We start from the raw sequence: 24,320 nt of genomic DNA, 5'->3' as shown, positions 1-24,320 counted from the left end.
ACACTTCCGTGCAGAATCCGTGCCCGGATCGGCTTTTTTGTTTCCCTTCGGATGAACGAGGGAATCTTTTGACCGCCTCAGACGAATGAGGCATACGAAACAGCCGTGATGGTTGTGTTCGCTGCGAGGCCATCGGCTGTTGCTCAGGGGGAGCTGCCATGGAGCGCACGACTGTCGCCTTACGGGCCCAGGATCCGATCTCTCAAGCGGGTGTGGCCAGTCAGTTACGGGCCCGGCCCGAGGTCAGCGTCACGGAGTGGGGGGAGGGCGACGCCTCACCCCAGATCGTGGTCGTCGTCGTGGACACGGTCGACGAGGAGGTGCTGACGATGCTGCGCCACATACAGCGCACCAGCACCTCGCGTGTCGTTCTCGTCACCACCGACATCGACGAGCAGAAGCTGGTGAGCGCGGCGGAGTGCGGTGTCGCCGGCGTGGTCAGGCGTTCCGAGTCGACGCCGGAACATCTGGTGCAGGTCATCAGGACGGTCGCGCGGGGCGAAGGTCATCTGCCATCCGACCTGTTGGGCAGGCTGCTGGAAGAGGTGGGCCGCCTCCAGGGACAGGTACTCGGCCCGCGTGGGCTGCACTTCACCGGTCTCGCGGCGCGCGAAGTGGATGTGCTGCGTCTGGTCGCCGAGGGGTACGACACCGCGGACATCGCGACGAAGCTGGCCTATTCCGAGCGCACGATCAAGAACGTGCTGCACTCGGTGATGACTCGGCTGCAGCTGCGGAACCGGTCGCACGCGGTGGCGTACGCGATGCGGCAAGGGCTGATATGAGCCTCCCTGTGTGCGCGTGGGCGGTGGAGCCGATGGACGCGACGGATGCCCGAAAGGGCAGTGGAGGCTTCCCGGGGGTGTGACTTCGGCACCGCTGCGAGTCGGCCGAGCGTACGGGACCGTGTGGTCCGGTATGCCGACGGGCCGAGGGTGGGGAGGATTTCCGTGCGCTGGTTCCAGCCGCTTCGGCGGGCGTCGCGGTCGCGTGCGGACCTGTCGTGGGCGGATGGGGGAGCTCGGGGGGCCCGGCCACGGCCCCTGCCTTCCGCCCCGCGCCGGGCCCTCGTCGCGTTCCGTGTTCCGGCGCTGGCCCTTCTCCTCGTGGTCACCGGCATCGCCCCGGGCTCGGCCGTCACTGCCGAGACGCCGGCGGCGGCCGTGCCCGAGCCCTGGGTCACCCCCGCCGAGTTCACCGACGCGGTCGATCCCGGCGGCTCCACGGGCGTGGCCAAGCAGGTGCGTACGCCCGCGATTCCACCGAAGCCGGATGTGGTGCTGCTGGTGGACGGCACGGGAAGCATGGGCAAGCCGGTCGACGACGTGAAGTCCGGTTTGCGCTCCATCACCGACAAGATCGTCGAGCAGCAGCCGGACTCGCGCTTCGCCGTGGCCACGTACGGGGACGAGAAGGACGACCCGACCGCGGAGTTCGAGGTCCTCCAAGGGCTGACGACCGACCTGGACGCGGTGCAGCGCAACGGCGTCAACAGGCTGGGCACCTCCCGTGGCTACAGGAGCACAGGCCCGTCCGAAGACTGGATCTACGCACTGTGGAAGGTGGCCAACGGTGCGGACGGCGGGACGGTCTTCCGTGAGGGCGCCAGCCCGGTCGTGGTCCTGGTGGGCGACGCGTCGAGCCACAACCCCAGCAACAAGATCCCTTTCGAAGAGGCCGTCTTCGCGCTCCAGGACAAGGGCGTGCGCGTCATCGCCGTCGACGTGAGCACCGAGGACGGCGACGGTCTCAATGGCGACGGATACAGCAGCCCCACCTATCAGGACCCGTACCACGAACCCGACCAGGCCAAGCGGATCGCCGAGGCCACCAACGGCCGCATGCTGGAAGGAATTCCCGGCGACGGCGTCACCGAAGCCATCATCGAGGGCTTCAACAACCTTCCCACCAACGTGAGCTACCGCCTGGACAACTGCGATCCGCATCTGTCCGTCGGCCTCGACCCGCCCACCCAGCAGGTCACCAGCGGGGACACCGCGCACTTCGCGGAGAACATCGATGTCTCCGCGGACGCCCCCCAGGGCACCCGGCTGAGCTGCACCGTCCAGTTCCTGATGGGCACCCAGGTCCCCGGTGCGGACACGATCGGGCCGGCCGCGGCGGCCGACCCGGACTTCCAGGAGCGGATCGACATCGATGTGAACGACATCGATGCCCCCGTCGTCACCGTGGACGATCTGACCGTCCGGGCCAAGGACAAGAAGGGCGCCCGGGTGACCTATGACGCCACCGCCCAGGACGCCACCGACGGCACGCTTCCGGTGACCTGCACGCCCGCTTCCGGTTCGCTCTTCCCGGTCGGCCGCACCACGGTGACGTGCTCGGCGACCGACTCGGCGGGCAATACGGGGACGGACACGGCGGAGATCGAGGTTCTGGAGGCCCCCGTGCCGCCCTCGGCGGACGTGGCGATGAAGGTCGACGTCAGCCCCGACCGTACGTACACCGGCCGCCCGGCCCGGGCCCGCTTCGTCGTCACCAATGCGGGCCCGGACGCGGCGACGGGCGTGGTCATCGGCTCGGCCTGGCCGAAACCGCCCAGGGCGAAGGACCGCAGCCTGCCCGCCCTCACCCGCTGCACGCCGGCCAAGCCGTGCACCATCCCGGCCGGTGGCCGCATCGAGGTGGCCCAGACGGCGACGTACCGCGCGGCGGTCACCGGAGACGTACGGGCCACCGTGCGCGGCACGCTGCCGGACCGGCGAACGGCCAACAACGAGGACACCGACCGGCTGCGCGTCCTGAAGCCCTCGCTGACCGTCACACCGCAGGTCGCCAAGCCGGGGCAGCCGGTACTGGCCCGGGGCAAGGACTATCCGCCGGGCGCGACCGTACGTTTCACGTGGAACAACGGCATCACCCCCGAGGGCGCCGTTGCCACGGTGGGCCGTGACGGCACCTTCGAGGTGCAGGTCCTGGTCCTGCGCAAGGACAAGCTCGGTCCGCGCAGGCTGCGGGCGGACTCGCGGGACCTCGACCGACTGCAGAAACCGGTCCTGGTGGTCCAGCGAAATCTTCAGCCACCGGACTTCGCGGGCCGCGCATGAGCACCGACGACCGTACGGGAGTGATCGGGTGATCCACGAGGTCGACGACGTACTCCGTGGGCTGATCAGGGCGGAGGTGCTCGAAGGCGGCCAGATCGCGGTGGTCTTCGACGCCCCGACCCGGGAGTGGGCGGCGAAGGTCAACGCACCCATGGTCAACCTCTACCTCTACGACATCCGCGAGGACATGCGCAGGCGTGAGCGAGGTCTGCACAACGACTACGACGAGCGCGGCACGATCGTCGCGCGCCGCCGTCCGCCCCGCTTCTTCAAGCTGTCGTACCTGATCACGGCATGGACGAAGCGCCCGGAGGACGAGCACCGGCTGCTCTCCTCGCTGCTCGGCTGCCTGCTGCGTTATGAGGCGCTGCCTCCGGAGCGGCTGTCGGGCACCCTGGCCGAGATCGGGGCGCCCGTACCGATGTCGATCGCATTGCCGCCCCCGGAGGACCGCTCGTTCGCCGACGTGTGGAGCGCGCTGGGCGGTGAGTTGAAGCCCTCGCTGGACCTGGTGATCAGCGTGCCGGTGACGGCGTCGCCGAGCTATGTGGTCGGCCCGCCGGTCGGGGACGAGGGGCTGCAGGCCCGCTTCGGGGACGTACCGAAGGGGGCCGAGCCGTTGTCGGAGCCGATGCCGGGGCGCGGGGATCTCCCGGTGTACGGAGGTCGGCCCGGCCGGCCGGGTGGGGGCGGCACCGTCTCGCGTGCCCCCGATGCGGAACGACGACGTGGCCTGTCCCTCCGCATCACGGAGACCCGGAATGCCCGTACGGAGAGTTCGAAGGCCCGCACGGAGGACAGTGTCGAATGACCACCGCGGGTGATCCGAACCTGCGCCATCTCCTCGCCCGCGCGGTGGCGGTGGAGCAGCGCATCCGGCGGGCGGTCGAGGCCCGGCAGCTCACCGATCCGGACCCGGACGACGCCTTCCGCGGCCTCTATCTCTCGGACGAGAACATCGCCCGCCTGCTGAACGAGAACGAGGCCCGCGCCTTCCCGCACCCCGTGCCGCCATCCGCTCCCGACTCCGGTGAGGTGTCGGCGGAGCAGTCCAGACTGACGTCCCTGGCGGGCGAGTTCGGGCTCACCGACCTCGACGTCGAGATCCTCCTCATCACGCTCGTACCGGATCTCGACGACCGTTTCGAGGCGTTCTACGGCTACCTGAACGACGATGTCACCCGCCGCCGCCCGTCCATCGGTCTGGCCCTGGGTCTCTGCGGCCTGTCCCCCGCCGACCAGGTGGCGCGCGGCCGGCTGTCGGCCCTTGCCCCACTGCGTGAGGGCCGCCTCCTCCTGGTCGAGGACCTGGACCGCCCGTTCCTGAGCCGGGCGCTCCGTGTCCCCGACCGGGTCACCGCGCACCTGTTGGGCGACGACACCCCCGATCCGCGTCTGGCAGATCTCCTCGCTCCCTGGCACGCCGTACCGGGCGTCGGTGACCCGGTCCCGCTGGCTTCTGCCCTTGCCCGAGGCGCCTCGCTCGCCTACCTCCGTGAGGACCAGGGCGGGGCGGGCACGGCCCTCGCGGCCTCCGCGCTGACACGTGCGGGCCACCGGGTCCTGGGCCTGGACCTGGCGCGACTGGCCGAGGACCCGGCCCCCGCCGAGGCCGCCCGTTCCCTGGTCCGCGAGGCCCGGCTGACCGGCGCCGGCCTGGTCTGCGCACCGCTCGACGCGGTCTGCCGCGAACACCCGGAGCTCCTCCGGCTCCTCACCGGCACCCCGGTCCCCACGATCCTGGTGGGCCGGGCTCCCTGGGACGCGGCCTGGTCCGCCGCCCCGCCCCTGCTCCTGCATGCCCCGCGCGTGGAACCCTCGACCAGGGCGGCCCTCTGGACCGACGCGTACGACGCCCCCGTTCCCGCGACCATCGACGTGGACCGCCTGCTCTCGCCGTTCCTCCTCACTCCGGAACAGATCACCCGTGCGGCCCGGGGCGCCGCCCAGACCACCCACCTGGACGGCGGCACCCTCACCCCCGACCACGTCCGCCAGGGCGCCCGCGCCCAGAACGCGGCCGGACTGGACCGTCTCGCCCGCCGCATCGAACCCACCGTCACCTGGAACGACCTGGTCCTCCCCCCGGACACCCACGCCCAGCTCCGCGAACTCACGGCCCGCGCGAGACACCGCGACCGGGTCCTGGGGGCGTGGGGCATGCGCCCCGGCGGCGGCAGGGGACGGGGCGTGTCCGCCCTCTTCGCCGGCGACTCAGGAACCGGCAAGACGATGTCGGCGGAGGTCATCGCCGCAGACTTGGGTCTGGACCTCTACACGGTCGACCTGGCGACGGTGATCGACAAGTACGTGGGGGAGACGGAGAAGAATCTGGAACGGATCTTCTCCGAGGCGGCAGGCGTGAACGGAGTGCTGCTCTTCGACGAGGCGGACGCGATCTTCGGTAAACGCTCGGACGTGAAGGACGCCCACGACCGCTACGCGAACGTCGAGAGCGCGTACCTCCTCCAGCGCATGGAGTCCTTCGACGGCCTGGCCATCCTCGCCACCAACCTCCGGGCCAACCTGGACGACGCGTTCACCCGCCGCCTGGACCTCGTCATCGACTTCCCGGTCCCGGACCCCGAACAGCGCCTCGTCCTCTGGGAACGCTGCCTGGGCCCCGTACTCCCCCGGGGCAAGGACCTGGACATCGCCTTCTGCGCGGAGAACTTCGAGCTGGCGGGCGGCAACATCCGCTCGATCGCGGTGACGGCCGCGTACCTGGCGGCGGACACGGGCGAGCCGGTCACGATGCCGACGCTGATCCATGCGATCCAGCGCGAGTACCAGAAGCTGGGCCGACTGACGCTGGCGTCGGAGTTCGGGCCGTATCTGAAGCTGCTGGCGTGAGCGCCCGGCATCTGTCGATCACCTGGAAGATCGGCTTGCTGTGACTGGACGAGCCGGCCGGGCACAACGTCAGGCGATCACGACGCGGGAGCCGTTGAAGTTGGCAACGATCTCCAGCTGCCCACCGAGCGCGGCAATGTACGCAGCGATGGTTCCGACCTCCGTGGCTGTCGTCCTCCCACGTTCAATGGCCGACACCCGCTCCTGCCGCACGTGCATACGTTCAGCGATCTCGCTCTGGGTCAGCCCCAGTTGTTTCCGCATCTCGACCAGTCGATGCGCTCGCGCCTCGGCCACCATGCGATGGGCTCCACGCTCGATCTCCTCAAGATCCTCGGCATCGAAGACCTCGTTCTTCACTTCGTCCCAGGAGTGGAAAGTAGTCATTTCGATGTGCCCTTCTGCCGCTGAGCCAAGTGTGCCAACCAGTCGTCGTACCGCCCCTCGGCTACGGGGATCGACTGGCTGTACCACTCATGCCACCTTCCCGACTTGTTGCCGGCTACCAAGAGAACCGCATTGCGGTCCGGGTCGAAGACGAACAGGACGCGGATTTCACTCTTCCCACCAGAGCCGGGCCGCAGCTCTTTGAGGTTGTGCATCGACGACCCTTTGATCCTGTCCACCAGGGGGCGTCCAAGGTTGGGCCCTTCCTCGACAAGCGCTTGGAGCGCCTGCCCCACAAGCCGAGCCGTGTCCCGATCGTCCTTTCGCAAGCCGAGCAGCCACTCGCGAACCTCGCCCACCATTTCAAGGCTCCAGGACATATGTCCTCGCTGTGTAGTACGTACGCATACTAGTACGCTGGCATGCTGCGGGCGAGGCAGGACCGAAACGTGTCAGCTGTCCCTCAAACGGGTGGCGCGCCGAGCCCCGCAGAGACCGGCACGGTCTCTGTGCCCTCGTGTCGCGCCTGCTCGTCGGGGGCCTTGCACGAAATCTGGGTTGCCGCCACCGTGGTCAGGGCCGGTCGGTGATCGCCCGGTTCCTCTCCGTACGACGACGGGAGTCAGCGTGACCGCATTGCCTGTTCTGCCCCACGAACTGCACGGCGACGGCCCGCACAAGGTGATAGCGGTGCACGGCTGGCTGGCCGACCGGTCCGCGTACGCCCCTGTCCTGCCGGACCTCGACCTCGGTGCGTTCCAGTACGCGGTGGTGGATCTACGGGGATACGGCGAGGCCAGGGACGCGGACGGCACGTACACGACGGCAGAGGGCGCCGCGGACGTGCTCGCGTTGGCCGACCGGCTCGGCTGGGAGCGGTTCTCGCTGATCGGGCACTCGATGGGCGGCTCCGTCGTCCAGCGGACGCTGGCCGCCGCGCCGGAGCGGGTGCGCAGGATCGTCGGGGTCTCGCCCGTCCCCGCGTCCGGCCTGCCCCTCCCGCCCGAGCAGTGGGAACTCTTCGCCGGGGCGGCGCACACCCCGCAGAACCGGCGGATCATCCTCGACACCACCACCGGGGGCCGACGCCCCGCGGGCTGGCTGGACCGCATGGTGCGCCGCTCGGTCGAACGCAGCGACGCCAAGGCGTTCCGGGCCTGGCTGGATTCCTGGGCGGGCGAGGACTTCCACGACCGGATCGAGGGTTCGCCCGTACCCGCACTCGCCGTCGTGGGCGCGCTGGACCCGGCCCTCTCCGCCGAACTGCAGCGGGCCACCTGGATGCGCTGGTTCCGCCGGGCCGAACTGGTGGAGCTTCCCTCGTGCGGCCATTACGCGATGGACGAGGCCCCGCTCGACCTGATCCGTGTGGTGGAGGACTTCCTGCGGGCGGATGCGGAGGCATGAGCGGTCCCGGCCGCGCCGAAATGCCCGTACCGGATGTCTTCGACCCCAGGCAGTACGGGCAGGGCATCCCCCACGACAGCTACCGCCACCTGCGCGACCACCACCCCGTCTCCTGGCAGGAGGAGCCGGAGGTGCTCGGCTGGCCGGCGGGCCCCGGCTTCTGGGCGGTCACCCGGCACGAGGACGTGGTCCGGGTCCTGAAGGACTCCTCGACGTACTCCTCATACCTGGGAGCCACTCAGATCCGCGACCCGGACCCGGCCGACCTGCCGTTCATCCGGCGCATGATGCTCAACCAGGACCCGCCGCACCACCGACGCCTGCGCGTACTGGTCAGCCGCGCCTTCACCCCGAGGCGCGTGGACCGCTTCGAGACCGTTGTCCGTGAACGCGCCCGTTCCTTGTTCACCACAGCGATGGCCGAGGCACGGGCCGGCGACGGCACCTGCGACCTCGTCGCCCAGGTCACCGACGACTACGCCCTGCTCAACCTCACCGACTTGCTGGGCGTACCGGAGACAGACCGCGCGCTCCTCCTCCACTGGACGCAACGCGTCATCGGCTATCAGGACCCGGACGAGGCCGGCACGCCACCACTCGGTCCGGACGGCAAACCGGTCAACCCCCGTTCCCCTTCGTCCCTGAGCGACATGTTCGACTACGCGCACGCCCTGGCGGCCCACAAGCGCCGGCACCCCGCCGACGACGTCATGACGGCGCTCGCCACCGACCCCGAACTGACCGTGCCCGACCTGGAGATGTTCTTCTTCCTGCTGGTGGTGGCAGGCAACGACACCGTACGCAGCGCGGCTCCCGGCGGCATGCACCTCTTGGCGGAGAACCCCGACGCGTACCGCCGCCTGCGCGACGGCGAGGTCGGGTTCACGACGGCCGTGAACGAACTCCTCCGCCGCCACCCCCCGGTCCTGACGTTCCGCCGCACCGCCACCGGGGATACGGACCTGGCGGGCACCCACATCCGCGCCGGTGACAAGGTGGTCGTCTTCCACGCATCGGCCAACCACGACGAACGCGTCTTCCCCGACCCGTTCGTCCTGGACCTCACCCGCACCCCCAACCCCCACGTCTCCTTCGGCGACGGCCCGCACGTCTGCCTGGGCGCGCACTTCGCGCGGCTGCAGCTGGGAGCGTTGTACGAGGAGGCGCGCCGCTTTCTCCCTGCATCCCTCGAACTTGTAAGCCCGCCGCGTCGTCTGGTGTCGAACTTCATCAACGGGGTGAAGTCGCTGCCTGTGCGGTTGGCCGATGGCTGACAACTGCTTGGCTCTCAGGTGAAGATGACAGAGATGTCGGCGGGCCCCGGCACCCTTGCCCACCGGCGACTTCGTGGGCACCGGTAGAACTCAGAGTTCGGTGGCGGCGTTCCGGAGTGCGTCCCAGTCCTGCCGATGCGCAGCTCGCCCTGTTGGTGCTTCGAGGGCGCGGAGGGACACCGGAGTGTTTGGAGAGCTGATTTCCGCGCCTTGTGAGTGACGCCAGTGCGTGGGCGGAGGCAGCTTGTCGATGTCTTCCCGGTATGACGCGATGATCTTGAGTTGGCCCTCGATCTCGGCCGCATACAGCAGTCCGCCGTACGACTGAGCTGTTCTTGCCCTGTCGCCGCCGATGTATCCGGCGTAGAGAGTTCCCCAAGTGGTGTCGCTGTATTCAGCGACCAGGAACAATGTGCGGCGTACCAGATGTACGTTCGCGGCCAGCTGAGCCAATTGTTCGGATGGCATTCCCATCGGCCTGCCGAATCCAGGTGACAGCTGGGCACCCGGGACTTCATGCCAAAATTTCATGCTTGCGTCCCGGCGCTCATTCACCACCTCGTCCGATTCCGAATAGACAGCTACATTTCCAGCGTAATCGATATCTAGGTAGGAATTGAAGAATTTCACGACATCTTCCATGCTGGTCACTGACTTGCACTCCTTCTTATGAAGAGGTGATCATCGGACTGAATCAGGCGTGAATCTTTCTCGGCCGGGACATCGGAAACTGTAGACGTAAGCGTGAACGAGTACAAGACGCCCATGACGCGTCTCACCGGGGGGGTCAATAGTATGCTCGTAAGCTTCTTCAGCTGGGCTTCTGATTCCGAGTCGCCGGCCGTGTACCACTCCTGATTCTGAATGTTCCTCATGAAGGTGTCTTTCAGTAGTTCTCCGAATGTCACGGTCACTTTGAGGTTCATGGACACTTGCCCTCGTGCCAGATTGTGCTTCTCGGCAAATGCCAGGATCTCAGTCGCTATTTCCGACTCTGCGTCGCCCATGACCGTTTTGTTGTAGTGATCGCTGGCAGTCACCAAGTTGAGCGCGTCTCGATAGCCCGAGCCGCCGAACCAGTCGGCAATCACATGAGAGCGGTTGAGGTTCTGGTTGGCTATGAACCCTGGAGAGTCCTGTGTCACGCCTCGCGGGTCGCCGGGCTCTTTGAGCCGCAGGTCCACTCCCTCCACCTGAAGTTCCATACCGTTCTTCAAGTCCTGGGTGATCGTGAACGTCTTTCCTGCGGCCGTCCGCACTATGGTCACCCCCTTGTCGGGGGTGCTTCTCGCCCGGTCCAGAACGATGGAAACAGGACGGAATTCGTTATGCTCGCGTTCATCCGGAGATGGCGGGAAAGGTTCATAAAGCCCGTAAGTTTCCCGATTTGGAAGGAACTTCATCGATCTGAGGATCGTGCGGGTGTCGGGGATGTCGCGAGCGGCTTGTCGGCCTTGTTTCTTCAGCTCTTTCAGGGCTGCATCTCCAAGCAGCTTAACGACGTTCCTTCGTATGCCGCTTTTCACCCCGAAGACGTGACCTTCGAATGCGGCCGCGTTTATGTCGCGATTGTTACCTTCGTAGAATTTCTTTTTCACATCATGTGCCGTGCTGTCTTGTTTCAGATAGTCCGTCGCTCTGGTTTCGGTCTGATCGAGGACGCTCCTTCCCCATAGCTGACCCGACTCGATTTTTGGCTTCTTGATTTGGTGGTCCCACCAATGGGTGTGGACTTTTTTGATGAAACCGGGGCCGAATTTGTCAAGCTGATCCTTTATGTTCTCGATATCGCTGTATGATCCCAGTGGGTGATTGCTCGCCTTCATTGCCAGGGAGAATCCGACGCCCTTCTTTGTTGCGTCGAATCCTTTTATCCAAGAGAACTTTCCCCGCAGTGTGAGCAATTCTGTGGTTACCGCGTTCACCGGTGAGTCATTTTTTTCGTGCTTGGATATTATGGCTCTTGCCTGACGCATGGCCGCAGGAAGCTCTTGTTTTTTCTTTTTTTGTGCCTCCTTTTCGTCGTCGGCCTCCTTCGCGTTCTTGCCCTTGCCTTTGAGCTTTGCCCAGAGTTTCTTTCCTGCTTTGGTGATGAACCCCACGATCTTGTCGATGGCCCTGTTCACCGGCCTGGCCACCGCGTGGAACACGCTCTTGACCTTGTTGGCCAGGCCGCCGATGCCCAGCAGGGAGGCGAGGAAGCCGATCAACAACGGGACGCTGGCGGCCAAGGCGGCCTCGACCATCTTCGGGACGCCTGCCGAGCCGCCGTTGGCTATGGCGATGACGGCGTCCAGGACCGCGTTGACGAACTCCACTATCTGGGCGCCCTGGTTCACGATGAACGTGACGATGTCGATGATTCCCTTGACCGCGCGGACGAACGCGGAGGCGGGGTTGAGGAGGGAGATGATCCAGGTGATGCCGGCGATGATGACGGTGGGGATCAGGTAGCTGGTGAGCTTTTCGAGGATGGTGGCCTTGAGGTCGCCGGCCTCCGATTCGATTTCCTTGACGGCGCCCGCGGGGCCCTCGGTGGCGAGTTTCTTCGCGACGGGGACGGAGGTTTCGACCGCGCTCATGGCCTGGTCGGGGATCCCCTTGCGGGCGATGCGGGCGCGGATGTTCGCCCAGGTCAGGCCCAGGAGGGAGGCGATGAGCTGGATGATGCCCTTGAGGTCGAACTTCTGGGGGAGTTCGAGGCCGGCCTTGACCGCGGTGCCCAGGAGCCAGGAGACGACGCCTGTTTTGAGGTGTTCGGCGACGTTGGTGATGAAGAGGTTGAGGCCCGCGCCGACGGCTCGTACGAGGTTGCCCAGAAAACCGATCGGGTCCTTGATGATCTTCGTGATGGCCGAGGCGGCCTTGGCGAGGATGCCGAGGAGGAGGTTCGTCAGCTCCTTGATCGTTTTGACGGCGCCGACGATCGCGTCCTTCGCCTTCTGGACGAGGCCCTTGTTGGCTTCCTGGAGTTTCTTGATCTCCTCGTCGACCTTGTTCAGGGCGGCGGTGTATTTGTTGGCGAGGTCCTGGACCAGCTGTTCGGACTTCTCGTTGACCGTGGCTTCGAGGTCCTCGAACTTCCCCGCGAAGTCCTTCGCCGCGTCCTCACCGAACTGACGCAGGTCGGCTGGGAGTTTGTCGACCTCGGCCTTCAACTCCGTTCGGCCCTTGGCGATGCGTACCTTGGCCCTGCCCAGCTCGGCGCCGATGATGTCGGCCACCGACGAGATGACCGTCTGCATCTTCGCCACGTAGAGCTTGCGGGCTTCCTGGAAGAGGTCGTTGGCCTCCTTCGGCATGCCCATGATCTTGTCCTTGGCCCATTTCGCCGGGCCGAACATGCCTGAGTAGCGCTTGTCCTTGTAGGCCTTCATCCGGCGCTTGTGGTCGGCGGTGAACGCGTCCCGGGCCGCCTTCTCACCCGTCGTGAATGCGGTGTCGACCTTCTTGTCCAGTCCGGACAGGGTCTCCTCGACGTCCTTCTTCGTGCCGTCGTAGACCTTCTGCAGCTTCGCGGTGACCTCGGCGCGTCTCTTCTCGTCCTTCGACTTCGTCTCGCCCTTGCCGCCGTCTACCTGCTTGCCGGCCGAGGCACGGGTCGCGGTCAGGGCGTTCATGGCCTGGGCACCGGAGGCCGCCGCGCCCGCCTTCGCGGTCGAGAGTTGTTGGGCTTCGGCCGTCCTGCCCTTGGCCGGGGCCTTCGCGGAGTCGGCCTCGGCCGTCTTCTTCGCGGACAGGGCCTGGTCGAACTCCGGCTCGTTGCCCTTGGCGAGCTGGTCCTCGGTGACCTCGGCGTCCGCCAGGGCCTTGTCGTTCTCGGCGGGGCCCTGGGAGAAGTCCGTGACCGAGGCCGGCTGCTTCTCGGGGATCGCGTCGGTCGCGGACGGGGCGCCGGGGTTGGGCGGGGGCTGGTCGGGGGACAGGGGCGTGACGGGTTTGTCCTTGGCCGCCGAGGTGTCCGGCGGGGCCTTCGTCGCCGTGTCGATGTCCTTGGCGGAGGAATTCTTGCCGTCGGTGACCTTGCCGTCGACCTCGTCCTTGATCTTGTCGGCCTTGCCGGACTTGGAGAACTTGTCGGCCTGGTCGAGGTTCTTGGGGGCCTGCGCGTCGATCGCCTTGTTCACCGCGTCGATGAACGCCTGCTTGTTGAACTCGCCCGGCTTGGCCGCGTTCATCTTCTCCGCGTTCGCCGCCTTGCCCTGGGCCTCCTTGTCGTCGGGAGGCGCGACCGCCGCGTCCTGCGCCGATTTCGACTCGGTGGCTGCGGGGGCGTGGACGGCGATCCTGGTCCGCTTCGCCGCGACGTCGGCCTTGACCCTGCGGAAGCCGGGGGCCTGGGCGGGGGACGGTTTCACGGGCGCGGTGTAGCGCTGGGCCACCAGGCGGGAGACCGCGCTGTTGCCCGCCGCGCGTTGCAGTCGCTGCAGGCTGCGGGGGTCGGGGGCGGGGCGGTCCCCGGGCGGGCGGCTGTCGACGGGGTGGTGGGACGGGGGCGTCTGCGAACGCGACACCTCGGGCGTCAGTGGCACGTCGTCGCGCCGGGGGGTACCGCCACGGCCGGACACGGAGGCGGGATCCTTCTCCGGAACCTCCTTCATCCGCCCTCCCGGCCCACCACGTCCCCGGACAGTCGGCACTCGGCGCCACCAGGCCCGACAGCCGTCCCAGGGTGCCGGGGCGGTGGATCGGGTACGCAGTGCGCGGGGACGCGGCCGGGGGCAGCGCCCGCTGGGCCGTACAGCGCGTGCGCGTTGCCTGATCGGGCAGCGGCCCGTGCACGGGCGGGCGGCCGTGCGTCCGTTCCCGGTGATCGCGGCTGTCGCAAGAATTGCGGGCGTTCCCCGGCCAAGGAGAGACTCACATGCCGTCGTACCTGTCCCCGGGCGTCTACGTCGAAGAGATCGAGTCCGGATCCCGGCCGATCGAAGGGGTGGGCACCTCGGTCGCCGCCTTCGTCGGCTTCGCGCAGAAGGGCCCGTTCGACGAGCCGACGCTGATCACGAACTGGAGCCAGTTCGCCGGCACGTTCGGTGACTTCGTCGACGGTACGTATCTCGCCGCCGCCGTCCACGGCTTCTTCACCAACGGTGGCGGTGTCTGTTACGTGGTGCGCATCGGTGACGGTACGGAGCCCCCGGCCGAGGACGGGAACGACGCCACGGCCGGACAGCTGCCCCCCGGATCGGAGACGCAGCTCGGACCGTACGCGGTGAAGCCCCGACCCGGCGCGGCCGGTGAGATCACCGTCGAAGTGGCCGCGGCGGAGGGAGACGATCCGCCCTCCGACGTCTTCCAGTTGGTCGTGAAGCGGGACGGGCAGGTTGCGGAGACGTACCCGGGCGTCACGACCAAGCGCAGCAAGGAGAACGTCGCCACCCGGGTCAACGCGAAGTCGGAGCTCATCGAGATACGCGAGACGGCCCGCGGTGCCGCCCCGGCCAGGCCCGAGCCGCAGAGCGTGACCCTGGCCCCGGCGGCGCCCGCGTCACCCGGTGCCGGGGCGCTGACCCCGGAGGTGTACGTCGGCGATCCCGACCGCCGGACCGGTCTCGGCGGGCTCGAAGCGGTCGAAGAGGTCACGACCATCGCCGTGCCGGACCTGATGAGCGCGTACGAGCGCGGGCTGCTGGACCTGGAGTCGGTCATCGCCGTGCAGCAGGGACTGATCAGTCACTGCGAGCTGATGGGCGACCGCGTCGCCGTACTCGACCCGCCGCCGGGTCTCAGCCCGCAGCAGATCCGCGCCTGGCGCACCGACCGCGCCAACTTCGACTCGAAGTACGCCACGCTCTACTACCCCTGGATCCGGGTGGCCGACCCCTCGTCGGGGCGCGCGCGACTGGTCCCGCCGAGCGGCCACATCGCCGGGGTCTGGGCCCGCAACGACGAGTCGCGCGGTGTGCACAAGGCCCCGGCCAACGAGGTCGTACGGGGGGCGGTCGCCCTGCAGACCCAGCTGACCAAGGGCGAGCACGATCTGCTCAACCCGATCGGACTGAACTGCATCCGGTCCTTCCCCGGACGCGGCATCCGGGTCTGGGGCGCGCGCACGCTGGCGTCGGATCCGGCCTGGCGCTATCTGAATGTCCGGCGCCTCTTCAATTACCTGGAGGAGTCGATCCTGGCGGGCACGCAGTGGGTGGTCTTCGAACCCAATGACGACGCCCTGTGGGCCCGTATCCGGCGCACGGTCTCGGCGTTCCTGGTCAACGAATGGCGTAAGGGCGCTCTGTTCGGGCTCACGCCGGAAGAGGCGTTCTACGTCAAGTGCGACCGCGAGACCAACCCGCCCGAAAGTATCGACGCAGGTCAGGTCATATGCGAGATCGGGGTGGCGCCGGTCCGGCCGGCCGAGTTCGTCGTCTTCCGGCTCTCCCAGCTGACCGGGGGCACCGGCGGCGTCGACGAGTAGCGCGGCCGGGCGCCGGGCCGTAGCAGCGCGGCCGTCCTGAGGTCCACCAAGCGGCAAGAGCGGTAAAGGAGCCTGTTGTGCCACTTCCCGATCTCGACAGCACCGTCGGGGCCTCCTTCGGCCTCGAATTCGACAGCGTCGTCATCAAGCAGATCACCGAGGTCAGTGGTCTGAAGATGGAGCAGGACGTCATCGAGCTGAAGCAGAACACCGCCGACGGCCGCTACGCCATCAAGAAGCTGCCGGGCCGGCCGAAGGCGGGCGAGGTGACCGTGACCCGGGGGCTCACCGAGGACAACAGCTTCGAACGGTGGATCAAGGATTCCCGGTTCGGCCGGATGACCGCGGCCCGCCGCAACGGTGCGGTGATCGTGTACGACCACGAGGGCATCGCCATCAAGCGCTACAAGCTCATCAACGCCTGGCCGAAGTCGCTGGAGATCGGCACCCTCAAGGCCGGTGACACCTCGGTCCTGACGGAGAAGCTCGCGATCACCTACGAGAGCATGGAACTCGACTGATGCGGCGTACGGCTCCGGCACAGGCCCCCGAACGGCCGGACGCGCATCTCCCGGCGGGCGGGAGCGGGCGGTCCGGCCAACGGGAGCCACTGCGCACCGAGTTCACCTTCGAGCTGCCGCGCGGGTACGTCGACGACGCGGGTGTCGTGCACCATACGGGCGTCATGCGGCTCGCCACCGCACGTGACGAACTCGTTCCGCTGCGGGACGACCGGGTGCGGGAGAACTCCGCGTACCTCTCGGTCGTGCTCATCGCCCGGGTCGTCACCCGGATCGGCACGATCGACGACATCCACCCCGGCATCATCGAGGACCTCTTCGCCTCCGACCTGGCTTTCCTCCAGGACTTCTACCGGCGGATCAACGCCGAGGGACACACGCGCGCCGCCGTCACCTGTCCTTCCTGCGACGAGGAGTTCGCGGTGAATCTCGCCGGTGGCCGCCTGGGGGAATCGTGACGTACGCGGCCGACCTGCTCTACGAGGAGGTCGCGTACCTCGCCTATCACTTCCACTGGCCGCTCGATGAGCTGCTGGACCTGGAGCACCCGGAACGACTGAGGTTCGTCGCGCAGATCGCTCGCCTCAACGGGCAGTAGCGGAAAGCGCAGGGAGGGCGGGAGAACCCATGGGCCTGATGTCCTGGCTGCGCGGTGGCGGGCGCACGGGTACGGATACGGCTGCGGAGACCGCAAGCGCGGGCGCCGCTTTGCCGGCCGTGCCGCGCGAACGGGTCGATCTGTCCGAACTGCCTCCCATGCAGCGGACGCTGGGAGCTCAGGATCTGGTCATCGACCCTTCCGGGTTCCAGGGGTCGCTCTCCACCCGGCAGGACGCCTCGCTCGGGACGCCCCTCGGCCATCTGGTCAGCCCGGACGCGCCCACGGGGCTGGTGCACGGGATCACTGCCCCGGCCACCGTGGACCGTTCGTCGCCGGTGCAGCGGTCCGTGGGGCGTTCGGTGGAGCTGCCGGTCGGGGCCGGGTCCGTTCCCCGGTCCGTTCCTCCGTCCGTGCCCCTGCAGCGTGCTGTTCCGGGTGCTGCGTCCGCGATGACGTCGGCCGGGGAGTCGGCCGTGGCGGAGTTGCCGGTGCGCCGACTGGTGGGTGAGCAGCCTCTTGTGGCTGCATCCGGATCGACAGTATCCGGATCGGTTGCGCCCGCGCCCGCGAGCCCGGCCCCGTCCCCGCCCGTTCAACGCTCCGTGATGCCGCCCGCCCCCGGCTCGCCCCGGCGTGCACCGGGGCTCGGTGCTCCCCTGTCCGCACTGCCACCAACGGCGCAGCGACAGGCGGCCGTTGACGCTCCGGGTCCGGATTCCGGGGCGATTCCGGCTGCCCGGAGCACGGCGGACGGCGGGAGCGGTGGGGCCGGTGAGGTCCCCGAGGCGGCTCAGGTGCCCGCGGTGCCGGAGCCGGACCCCGACTCCGGTGAGCCCACCGCGCCGCTGCTCGGCGACTCCCCCTTGCTTCCCGCCGCGTCGGGCGCCACCTTGCTGCCCTCCGCACCGCCGGCCCGCACACCGGCAGTGCAGCGGACTCCCGCGGTGCCGTCGCAGTCCCCCCTGGCGCCGCCCCCGAGCACCGCTCCGGTCGCCCCGCTGCTCGCCGACCGGCCCGTGGCGCTCCAGAACGGGCGAAGCGGTGGGCCGGGCGCCGTACAGCGTTCAGCGGTGGGCGGGGTGGCGCCGTCTCCGCCGGCCGGTGCGCGGACGGTGCCGGGGCCCGGACCGGGGGTCGACCCCGGGCCCGCGTCCCCGGCCGATGCCGTTCCGGTGCGCTGGACGCCCGGCGGGGCGGGGGCGCCGCCGATGGCGGAGGCGACGCCGTCGGTGCCGACGGCACTGCAACGTACCGTCACGGCGCCGGGGCCGGGGACGGGTGCGCCTTCCCCGCCGCTTCCCGCCCTGCAGCGCCAGGCAGCAGGGGGGCCACCGGTGCCCCGTTCCTTGCCGGGTTCCGGTGGCCGTGCCGAGCCGTCCGCCACCCACACGCCCTCCGTGTCCTCCGCGTCGTCCTTCACCTCGGCCGGTGCGGTCGCCGTGGCGGCCGGGGTGGCGCAGCGGATGGCCGACGGCAGTGTCGTCTTCGGGTCGCCGCCCCCGCCGTACGCACCGCCCGTCGTCCAGCGCGAGACGGAGACCGAGGAACCACCGCCACCGGATCCGCCCCGGGAAGCCGTGCCCGAACCCGAGCCGGAGGCCGGACCGGCGGCCGAGGACCACGGAGCGCCCGGCACGCCCGGAGCACCCGGAGCGCCCGTCCACGGCAGCGCCCCAGGAGGTGCCCCCGTCGTCACCGACGAGCTGGTACGCGCCCTGTACACACCGCTCAGCCGGCTCTTCAAGGCGGACCTGCGGCTGGAGCGCGAACGAGCGGGATTTCTCATCGACACCCGGCACTGACGAACGGCAGCGACAACACAGGGAATTGAGAGGTACGCGCCATGGCCACCGCCCAGGACGAGGATCCCGCCGTCAGCGTCTGCTTCGTCGTCACGATCGACGACATCGAGCTCGGGTCGTTCAACACATGTGACGGGCTGGGGTGCGAGGTGGTGCTCGAAACACGGGAGGAGGGCGGCAACAACGGGCATCTGTGGCAGCTGCCGACCCGGCTGAAGTACTCGAACGTGAAGCTGTCCAGGCCGCTGACCAAGGAGACCGAGAAGGTCGCCCGCTGGTTCGCCACCATGACGACCGGGTTCAGCCGCAAGACGGCGCACATCGAGGCGAGGACCGGGGACGGGCGGAAGGTGGCCCAGTGGGGGCTGCTGGAGGTCGTGCCCGTCCGGTGGACCGGCCCGTCCTTCACCCCGGAATCACCCAAGGTCGCGATGGAGACGATCGAGATCGCCCATCACGGCTATGTGATGGAGGGCTGAGCGTCGTGAGTGGTGCGGGTCCCATCGCGTTCAGTGCCGCCGGTACGTCCGGGGCCGGTGCGGCGGCGAAGGCGGGCAGGGGAGGTTCGGCCCGGCCCAAGCTGGAGCACGCCTATCTGGAGCTGCGGACGCCGCCGACCGGGGGTGGTCTCACGCCCGGTGGCCCGTGCGGACGGATCGACTTCCAGTTCAACCCCAAGGAGCTGAGCCTCACCAAGGCCGCCTCCTGGAAGCGGAGCCCGGCCAAGGGTGCCAAGAGTTCGGGTCCGCCGGAGTACCAGGGTTCGCAGCCCAGCAAGCTCACCGTGGAGATGTTCTTCGACGCCAGCGACACCCAGGACACCCGTGTGGTGACCTCGGTCGAGCAGCTCTTCGCGTGCTGTGTGCCGACGAACGAGACGCGTCAGCAGCAGCGCTCGTCGCCGCCGTGGGTGGTCTTCCACTGGGGCGGGCTGACCGGGTTCCCGGGCTATGTGAGCCAGGTGCAGGCGAAGTACACCCTGTTCACCACGTCGGGTGTGCCGATCCGGGCCGTCTGCCAGGTGACCATGGAGGAGATCAGCGGGGACACTCCGGGGCAGAACCCGACCTCGGGTGCCCTCGCGGCCCGACGGGTCCACCGGCTGGACGCCGGGGACTCGCTGCCGTCGCTCGCCCAGCGCGAGTACGGCGATCCGGCCGCCTGGCGGGTGATCGCGGAGGCGAACGGGATCGACGACCCGATGCGGCTGGCCCCCGGACGGCAGCTGCTCCTTCCCGCGCTGGACGAGCTGAACCGGCTCGAAGAGGCCCGGGACAGGGGGCGGTCCTGATGGCGCAGCCGGGCGTCGCGTCGGCGCTGGTGGTGGAGTTCGGCGGCCGGCCGTTGCCGTCCAGGTTCGTGAACACCCTGGTCGAGGGGTACGTCGACGACAGCCGCACGCTCCCCGACCTGTTTCTTCTGCGCTTCCGTGACCCCGACCGGGTCCTGCTGGAGCAGACCGGGCTGAAGATCGGCAGCGAGGCCCGGCTGCTGGCCCGCGCCGGCGGCGACACGGCACCGAAGCCGCTGCTGAAAGGGGTGGTCACCGCCCTGGAGGTGGAGCTCGACGAGACCGGCACGTTCACCGTCGTACGCGGGCTCGACGAGTCGCACCGGCTGTTCCGGGGACGCCGGGTGGCCAGCTACCAGAACATGACGCTGGCCGATGTGTGCGCCCAGGTGGCTCAGCGTGCCGGGCTGAAGCCGGGAACGGTGGACGTCGCCGGGCCCGTACTCGAACACATCGCCCAGCCCAACGTCACCGACTGGGAGTTCGTGCGCGGTCTCGCGGAGGAGGCCGGCGCCCAGGCGTACGTGCTCGACGGGCAGCTGCACATCACCCGGCCCGCGGAGGCGAGCGGAGCCCCCGACGGCTCGGCGCGCGCCGACCGCGACCCGCTGGTCCTGGAGATGGGCAGCAATCTGCTGCGCTGCCGGGCCGGGGTGTCCTCCGCCGAGCAGGTCTCCGAGGTCGAGGTGCGCGGCTGGGACGTCAGGACGAAGCAGCCACTGGTCGGGCGCGCGCCCGCCGGCAGGTCGGCGACGCTGGAGCTGGGGGTGAGCGCGGCCGAGGTGTCCGCGCCGTTCGGCGAGGCGCGTTTCGTGGTCACGGACGCGGCGTACGGGGCACAGGCGCAGGTGGACCAGGCGGCGAAGGCCCTGGCGGAACGGATCGCCGGATCGTTCGCGGAGCTGGAGGCGGTGATCCGGGGCAATCCGGAGGTGCGGGCGGGCAGCGCGGTGGCACTCAACGCGGTGGGTGCGCCCTTCGAGGGGCGGTACACGGTCACGTCCTCGCGGCACGTCTTCGACCCGGTGCGCGGATACGAGACCTGGCTCACGGTCTCCGGGCAGCAGGAGCGTTCGCTGTTCGGGCTGACCGGCGGAGGGCCGGGCTCCGGCGGGTCCGGAGCGGGGCCCGGTGGCGGGTCGCGATGTGCGGGTCTGGTCAACGGGACGGTCACGGACACCCACGACCCGGAAGGATCCGGCCGGGTCAAGGTGCGGTTTCCCTGGCTGTCGGACGAGTACGCGAGCGACTGGGCGCGTACGGCGCAGTCGGGCGGGACGAGCGGCGGCGAGGCGTTCATCCCCGAGGTGGGGGACGAGGTGCTGGTGGGATTCGAGCACGGGCACCTGGACCGTCCGTTCGTTCTCGCCGGTCTGTACAACGGGAAGGACCGGCCGTCGGGAGGCAGCGGTGGCGGCGGTGGTGGCGCAGGCGCGGGACCGAGCGGTGGTGGGGCGACGGGCGCGGCGGGTGCGGTGGCCGACGCGGTGACCGGCGCCCCGTCCACATCCGGCTCCGCGGGGGGTGCGCCGCTGGTGGACCCGACCAGCGGGGCCGTCAACCGCCGTTCGGTCGCATCCAAGAGCGGGAACCAGCTGGAACTCCTGGACGGCGCGGACGGACCGCAGGGCGTACGCCTGCTGACCGGTGACGGAAAGCTGAAGATCGATCTCGACCGCAGGGGCACCGTGATCGTGATCAACAGCGACGGCAGCGTGAACATCGAGGCCAAGCAGCAGGTGTCCATCAAGGCGGCGCGCGGGGTCGCGCTGGACGGCGGCCAGGGAACCCTCGAACTGAGCGGTGAAAGCGTCACGTTGAAGTCCCGCAGCGGAGTGGACGTCGACGGCGGGAACGGCGAGGTCAAGCTCTCCACCGGCGGCACGGTCGATGTCCGGGGTGCCCGGGTGGCGGTCGACGGAACGCAGCGTACGGACATCAAGGGCGGCGGCTCCCTGGCCATCAACGCGCCGCTGGTGAAGATCAATTGACCGCGCGGACGCGCCGATCGAGAGGACCGGACTTCCATGTCAGCAGCCGCGGCGGCAGCCGCACGGGTCGGCGACCCCACCGGACACCCCGGCACCGTCGGGCCGCCCGGCGTCCCGTCCGTGCTCATCGGTGGCCTCCCCGCCGCCACGGTCGGCACCCCGCACCTGTGCGCCTCGCCGCCGCCCGCGGTGCATCCGCCGTCCGCGCTGGCGCCGCCCGGCAGCGCCACGGTGCTGATCGGCGGGCAGCCCGCCGCACGTGTCGGGGACCTCGCCGCCTGCGGCTCACCCGTCGTGTCCGGGTGCCCGACGGTGCTGATCGGAGGCTGAGCGTCCATGGGACAGCAGTTCATCGGCGCGGGCTGGGCGTTTCCGCCGCACACCGACGCCACCGGCTCCATCGCCCTCGTGCGCGGGGAGCACGAGCTGGAGGAGTCGATCCGGCTGATCCTCGCGACGTCGCCGGGCGAGCGGCCGATGCGGCCGGAGTTCGGCTGCGCGATCAACGACTACGTCTTCGCCCCGGCGGACGCGGGCACCGCCGGACAGCTCGCGTACGAGGTACGTCTGGCACTGGACCGGTGGGAGCCCCGCATCGAGGTCGCCGAGGTCGTCGTCCGCTTCGACGAGGTGGACAACGGGGTCCTGTACATCGACATCGGCTACACCGTCCGGGGCGCCAACGACCCCCGGAACCTGGTCTTTCCGTTCTATGTGATTCCGCAGCACGAGGAGGTGGACGGCGCGTGACGCTGCCCAGTCCGCATCTGGACGACCGCCGCTTCCAGGGCCTGGTCGACGAGGCGAAACGGCTCGTCCAGCAGCGCTGCCCCGAGTGGACCGACCACAATGTGTCCGACCCCGGTGTGACCCTCATCGAGGCCTTCGCGACCATGGTCGACCAGCTCGTCTACCGCGTGAACCGGGTTCCGGAGAAGAGCTATCTGACCTTCCTCGACCTGATCGGGGTCCGGCTCCACCCGCCCACGGCCGCCCACACCGATGTGACGTTCCGGCTCTCCGCGCCGCAGTCCGAACCGGTGCGGGTGAGGGCCGGTACGGAGGTGGCGACCGTCCGTACGGAGACGGAGGAGGCGGTCGTGTTCACGACGGTCCGCGAACTGTCCGTCGTGCCGTGCGAGTTCGCCCACTTCGCGACCTGGCCGACGTCCGGCGACGCCGTCGACCGGACCGAGGAACTCGCCCTGGGCCGGGCCGTCCCCTGCTTCGACACCACGCCCACGCCCGGCGACGCGCTCTATGTGGGGCTGTCGGCCGCCGTTCCGGCGGGGGTCGTCGTGCTGCGGCTGGACTGCGCGGTCGAGGGGGTCGGTGTGGACCCGTTGAGGCCGCCGCTGCTCTGGGAGGCCTGGGACGGCAGCGCCTGGACGGCCTGCGAGGTCGAGAAGGACGACACCGGCGGTTTCAACCGGTCCGGGGAACTGATCCTGCACCTGCCGCAGGGGCACACTCCTGCCGTCGTCGTGCGCCGGACCGGCGGCTGGCTGCGTTGCCGGCTGGTGGAGGCCGAACCCGGGCAGCCCACGTACATGGCCCCTCCGGTGGTGCGCCGGATCACGGCGTTCACGATCGGCGCGACCGTCGGGGCCGTACACGCCGAGACCGTGGCCGACGAGGTGCTCGGCCCGGCCGAGGGGGTACCCGGACAGACCTTCACGGTGAGCCGCCCGCCCGTGGTCCCCGGCGACTTCGTCGTCGAGGTCGCGGACCCGGCCGGCGGTCCGCAGGGCACGGAGTGGACCCGCGTCGACGACTTCGCGCACTCCGGACCCGACGACCGGCACATCACGCTCGACCCCAACTCGGGGCGGGTCGAATTCGGCCCGGCGGTACGGGAGCGGGACGGGTCCATCCGCTACTACGGCGCGGTACCGCCGAAGGGCGCCACCGTCCGGGTGCGCGCGTACCGTACCGGCGGTGGTCTGCGCGGCAATGTCGCGCGCTCCACGCTCCGGGTGCTGCGCAGCGCCATCCCCTACGTGGCCCGGGTGGAGAACCGGCGGCCCGCGCTCGGCGGCGTCGACGGCGAGACGGTGGACAGCGCGCGGGTGCGCGGGCCGATGACGCTGCGGACGCTGCACCGGGCGGTCGTCCCGCACGACTACGAGCTGCTGGCCCGCGAGGTGGCCCCCGACGCGTCCAGGGTGCAGTGCATCCCGGCCGGCGGGGACTCGGACGTGGAGGCGGGCGGGGTGCGGCTGCTCGTGGTGCCGGCCGGGCGCAGCGACGAGCAGGGCCGGATCCGGTTCGACGAGCTCGTCCCGCCGCAGCACACGCTCGCCCTGATCGCGGGCCACCTGGACGAACGGCGCCCGATCGGTGCCCGGTTGGTGGTCGAACCGCCCTTCTACCAGGGGGTGACGGTGGTCGCCTCGGTGCAGGCACGCAGGGGCGTCGTGCCGGAACGGGTACGGGAGGAGGCGCTGGCGGCCCTGTACGGCTACTTCAACCCGCTGAGCGGCGGGCCGGGCGGCGAGGGCTGGCCGTTCGGGCGGCCGGTCCAGTCGGGCGAGGCGTTCGCCGTACTGCAACAGGTGCCGGGCGTGGACCTCGTGGAGGACGTCCGCCTCTTCCCCGCGGACCCCGTGACCGGGGAGCGCGGCGAACCCACCGCCAAGATCGCGCTGGACCGGCACGCGCTGGTCTTCAGCTATGAGCACCAGCTCCGGGTACGGGAGGCCTGACCGTC

The 24,320-nt window shown here is 69.3% G+C and carries 22 protein-coding genes; 17 read left to right on the top strand and 5 right to left on the bottom strand.

Features of this window, described 5'->3' with window-relative positions; all coding sequences use genetic code 11:
• Positions 1 to 158: 158 nt before the first annotated feature.
• The 4 genes from ACIRP2_RS17140 (at position 159) to ACIRP2_RS17125 (ending at position 5,921) form a co-directional block, all read left to right on the top strand.
• The gene (locus tag ACIRP2_RS17140) at positions 159 to 785 is read left to right on the top strand and encodes a response regulator transcription factor (protein ID WP_404251020.1); all 627 of its coding nucleotides are present in this window, start codon (positions 159 to 161) and stop codon (positions 783 to 785) included.
• Positions 786 to 1,106: 321 nt separating this feature from the next.
• Entirely contained in the window at positions 1,107 to 3,068 is a 1,962-nt protein-coding gene (locus ACIRP2_RS17135) for a VWA domain-containing protein (protein WP_404251018.1), read from the top strand.
• Positions 3,069 to 3,096: 28 nt separating this feature from the next.
• Positions 3,097 to 3,879, top strand: a complete 783-nt coding sequence (locus ACIRP2_RS17130; protein ID WP_404251016.1) for a DUF4255 domain-containing protein — start codon at positions 3,097 to 3,099, stop codon at positions 3,877 to 3,879.
• Positions 3,876 to 5,921: an ATP-binding protein gene (locus ACIRP2_RS17125; protein WP_404251014.1), complete on the top strand. Its 2,046-nt coding sequence runs from the start codon at positions 3,876 to 3,878 to the stop codon at positions 5,919 to 5,921. Before ACIRP2_RS17130 ends, ACIRP2_RS17125 begins: the two co-directional genes overlap by 4 nt.
• Before the next feature lie 69 nt (positions 5,922 to 5,990).
• On the opposite strand, the gene ACIRP2_RS17120 is transcribed toward ACIRP2_RS17125, so the two are convergent.
• Positions 5,991 to 6,308 (bottom strand): helix-turn-helix domain-containing protein, encoded by a 318-nt coding sequence (locus ACIRP2_RS17120; protein WP_404251012.1) that lies wholly within the window; start codon positions 6,306 to 6,308, stop codon positions 5,991 to 5,993.
• The gene (locus tag ACIRP2_RS17115; RefSeq protein WP_404251010.1) at positions 6,305 to 6,688 is read right to left on the bottom strand and encodes a type II toxin-antitoxin system RelE/ParE family toxin; all 384 of its coding nucleotides are present in this window, start codon (positions 6,686 to 6,688) and stop codon (positions 6,305 to 6,307) included. Before ACIRP2_RS17115 ends, ACIRP2_RS17120 begins: the two co-directional genes overlap by 4 nt.
• A gap of 247 nt (positions 6,689 to 6,935) precedes the next feature.
• Between ACIRP2_RS17115 and ACIRP2_RS17110 the strand changes: the two genes are divergently transcribed.
• Together ACIRP2_RS17110 and ACIRP2_RS17105 are read left to right on the top strand one after the other, a co-directional pair.
• Entirely contained in the window at positions 6,936 to 7,715 is a 780-nt protein-coding gene (locus tag ACIRP2_RS17110; RefSeq protein ID WP_404251008.1) for an alpha/beta fold hydrolase, read from the top strand.
• Positions 7,712 to 8,989, top strand: coding sequence for a cytochrome P450 (locus ACIRP2_RS17105; protein WP_404251006.1), 1,278 nt, complete (start codon positions 7,712 to 7,714; stop codon positions 8,987 to 8,989). The genes ACIRP2_RS17110 and ACIRP2_RS17105 overlap by 4 nt, the downstream gene beginning before the upstream one ends.
• 90 nt (positions 8,990 to 9,079) lie before the next feature.
• Here the strand turns inward: ACIRP2_RS17105 and ACIRP2_RS17100 are convergent, their stop codons facing one another.
• The gene (locus ACIRP2_RS17100) at positions 9,080 to 9,640 is read right to left on the bottom strand and encodes a hypothetical protein (protein ID WP_404251004.1); all 561 of its coding nucleotides are present in this window, start codon (positions 9,638 to 9,640) and stop codon (positions 9,080 to 9,082) included.
• Positions 9,637 to 13,590, bottom strand: a complete 3,954-nt coding sequence (locus ACIRP2_RS17095) for a hypothetical protein (RefSeq protein ID WP_404251002.1) — start codon at positions 13,588 to 13,590, stop codon at positions 9,637 to 9,639. The genes ACIRP2_RS17100 and ACIRP2_RS17095 overlap by 4 nt, the downstream gene beginning before the upstream one ends.
• A 263-nt stretch (positions 13,591 to 13,853) precedes the next feature.
• On the opposite strand from ACIRP2_RS17095, the gene ACIRP2_RS17090 reads away from it, so the two are divergent.
• From ACIRP2_RS17090 to ACIRP2_RS17075, 4 genes are all read left to right on the top strand, one after another.
• The gene (locus ACIRP2_RS17090; RefSeq protein ID WP_404251000.1) at positions 13,854 to 15,404 is read left to right on the top strand and encodes a phage tail sheath family protein; all 1,551 of its coding nucleotides are present in this window, start codon (positions 13,854 to 13,856) and stop codon (positions 15,402 to 15,404) included.
• Positions 15,405 to 15,481: 77 nt separating this feature from the next.
• Complete coding sequence (locus ACIRP2_RS17085) at positions 15,482 to 15,925, top strand: phage tail protein (protein ID WP_072488539.1); 444 nt, start codon at positions 15,482 to 15,484, stop codon at positions 15,923 to 15,925.
• Positions 15,925 to 16,383 (top strand): hypothetical protein, encoded by a 459-nt coding sequence (locus ACIRP2_RS17080; RefSeq protein WP_404250998.1) that lies wholly within the window; start codon positions 15,925 to 15,927, stop codon positions 16,381 to 16,383. Before ACIRP2_RS17085 ends, ACIRP2_RS17080 begins: the two co-directional genes overlap by 1 nt.
• A complete protein-coding gene (locus tag ACIRP2_RS17075; protein ID WP_093896703.1) occupies positions 16,380 to 16,523 on the top strand; it encodes a DUF6760 family protein in 144 nt (47 codons plus the stop codon). The genes ACIRP2_RS17080 and ACIRP2_RS17075 overlap by 4 nt, the downstream gene beginning before the upstream one ends.
• A 793-nt stretch (positions 16,524 to 17,316) precedes the next feature.
• Here ACIRP2_RS17075 and ACIRP2_RS17070 read toward each other — a convergent pair.
• Positions 17,317 to 17,784: a hypothetical protein gene (locus ACIRP2_RS17070; RefSeq protein WP_404250996.1), complete on the bottom strand. Its 468-nt coding sequence runs from the start codon at positions 17,782 to 17,784 to the stop codon at positions 17,317 to 17,319.
• Positions 17,785 to 17,860: 76 nt separating this feature from the next.
• On the opposite strand from ACIRP2_RS17070, the gene ACIRP2_RS17065 reads away from it, so the two are divergent.
• From ACIRP2_RS17065 to ACIRP2_RS17035, 7 genes are read left to right on the top strand one after another with little or no spacing between them, the layout of a single operon-like run.
• On the top strand, positions 17,861 to 18,328 hold the full coding sequence (locus ACIRP2_RS17065) for a hypothetical protein (RefSeq protein ID WP_404250994.1): 468 nt from the start codon (positions 17,861 to 17,863) through the stop codon (positions 18,326 to 18,328).
• Positions 18,329 to 18,369: 41 nt separating this feature from the next.
• Positions 18,370 to 18,807: a phage tail protein gene (locus ACIRP2_RS17060; RefSeq protein WP_351081658.1), complete on the top strand. Its 438-nt coding sequence runs from the start codon at positions 18,370 to 18,372 to the stop codon at positions 18,805 to 18,807.
• A gap of 5 nt (positions 18,808 to 18,812) precedes the next feature.
• On the top strand, positions 18,813 to 19,619 hold the full coding sequence (locus tag ACIRP2_RS17055; RefSeq protein WP_404250992.1) for a peptidase M23: 807 nt from the start codon (positions 18,813 to 18,815) through the stop codon (positions 19,617 to 19,619).
• Positions 19,619 to 21,610 carry a VgrG-related protein gene (locus ACIRP2_RS17050; protein WP_404250990.1) on the top strand — a complete coding sequence of 664 codons (1,992 nt, stop codon included), beginning with the start codon at positions 19,619 to 19,621 and terminating at the stop codon, positions 21,608 to 21,610. The genes ACIRP2_RS17055 and ACIRP2_RS17050 overlap by 1 nt, the downstream gene beginning before the upstream one ends.
• Before the next feature lie 36 nt (positions 21,611 to 21,646).
• On the top strand, positions 21,647 to 21,940 hold the full coding sequence (locus ACIRP2_RS17045; protein ID WP_351081652.1) for a PAAR domain-containing protein: 294 nt from the start codon (positions 21,647 to 21,649) through the stop codon (positions 21,938 to 21,940).
• A gap of 6 nt (positions 21,941 to 21,946) precedes the next feature.
• Positions 21,947 to 22,360 (top strand): GPW/gp25 family protein, encoded by a 414-nt coding sequence (locus ACIRP2_RS17040; protein WP_404250987.1) that lies wholly within the window; start codon positions 21,947 to 21,949, stop codon positions 22,358 to 22,360.
• Positions 22,357 to 24,315: a putative baseplate assembly protein gene (locus ACIRP2_RS17035; RefSeq protein ID WP_404250985.1), complete on the top strand. Its 1,959-nt coding sequence runs from the start codon at positions 22,357 to 22,359 to the stop codon at positions 24,313 to 24,315. The genes ACIRP2_RS17040 and ACIRP2_RS17035 overlap by 4 nt, the downstream gene beginning before the upstream one ends.
• Positions 24,316 to 24,320 lie beyond the last annotated feature (5 nt).

It is taken from the genome of Streptomyces sp. NPDC101194 (assembly GCF_044767885.1).
In the GTDB taxonomy this organism is placed as follows: domain Bacteria; phylum Actinomycetota; class Actinomycetes; order Streptomycetales; family Streptomycetaceae; genus Streptomyces.
This window is presented reverse-complemented; position numbering and strand designations above follow the sequence as displayed.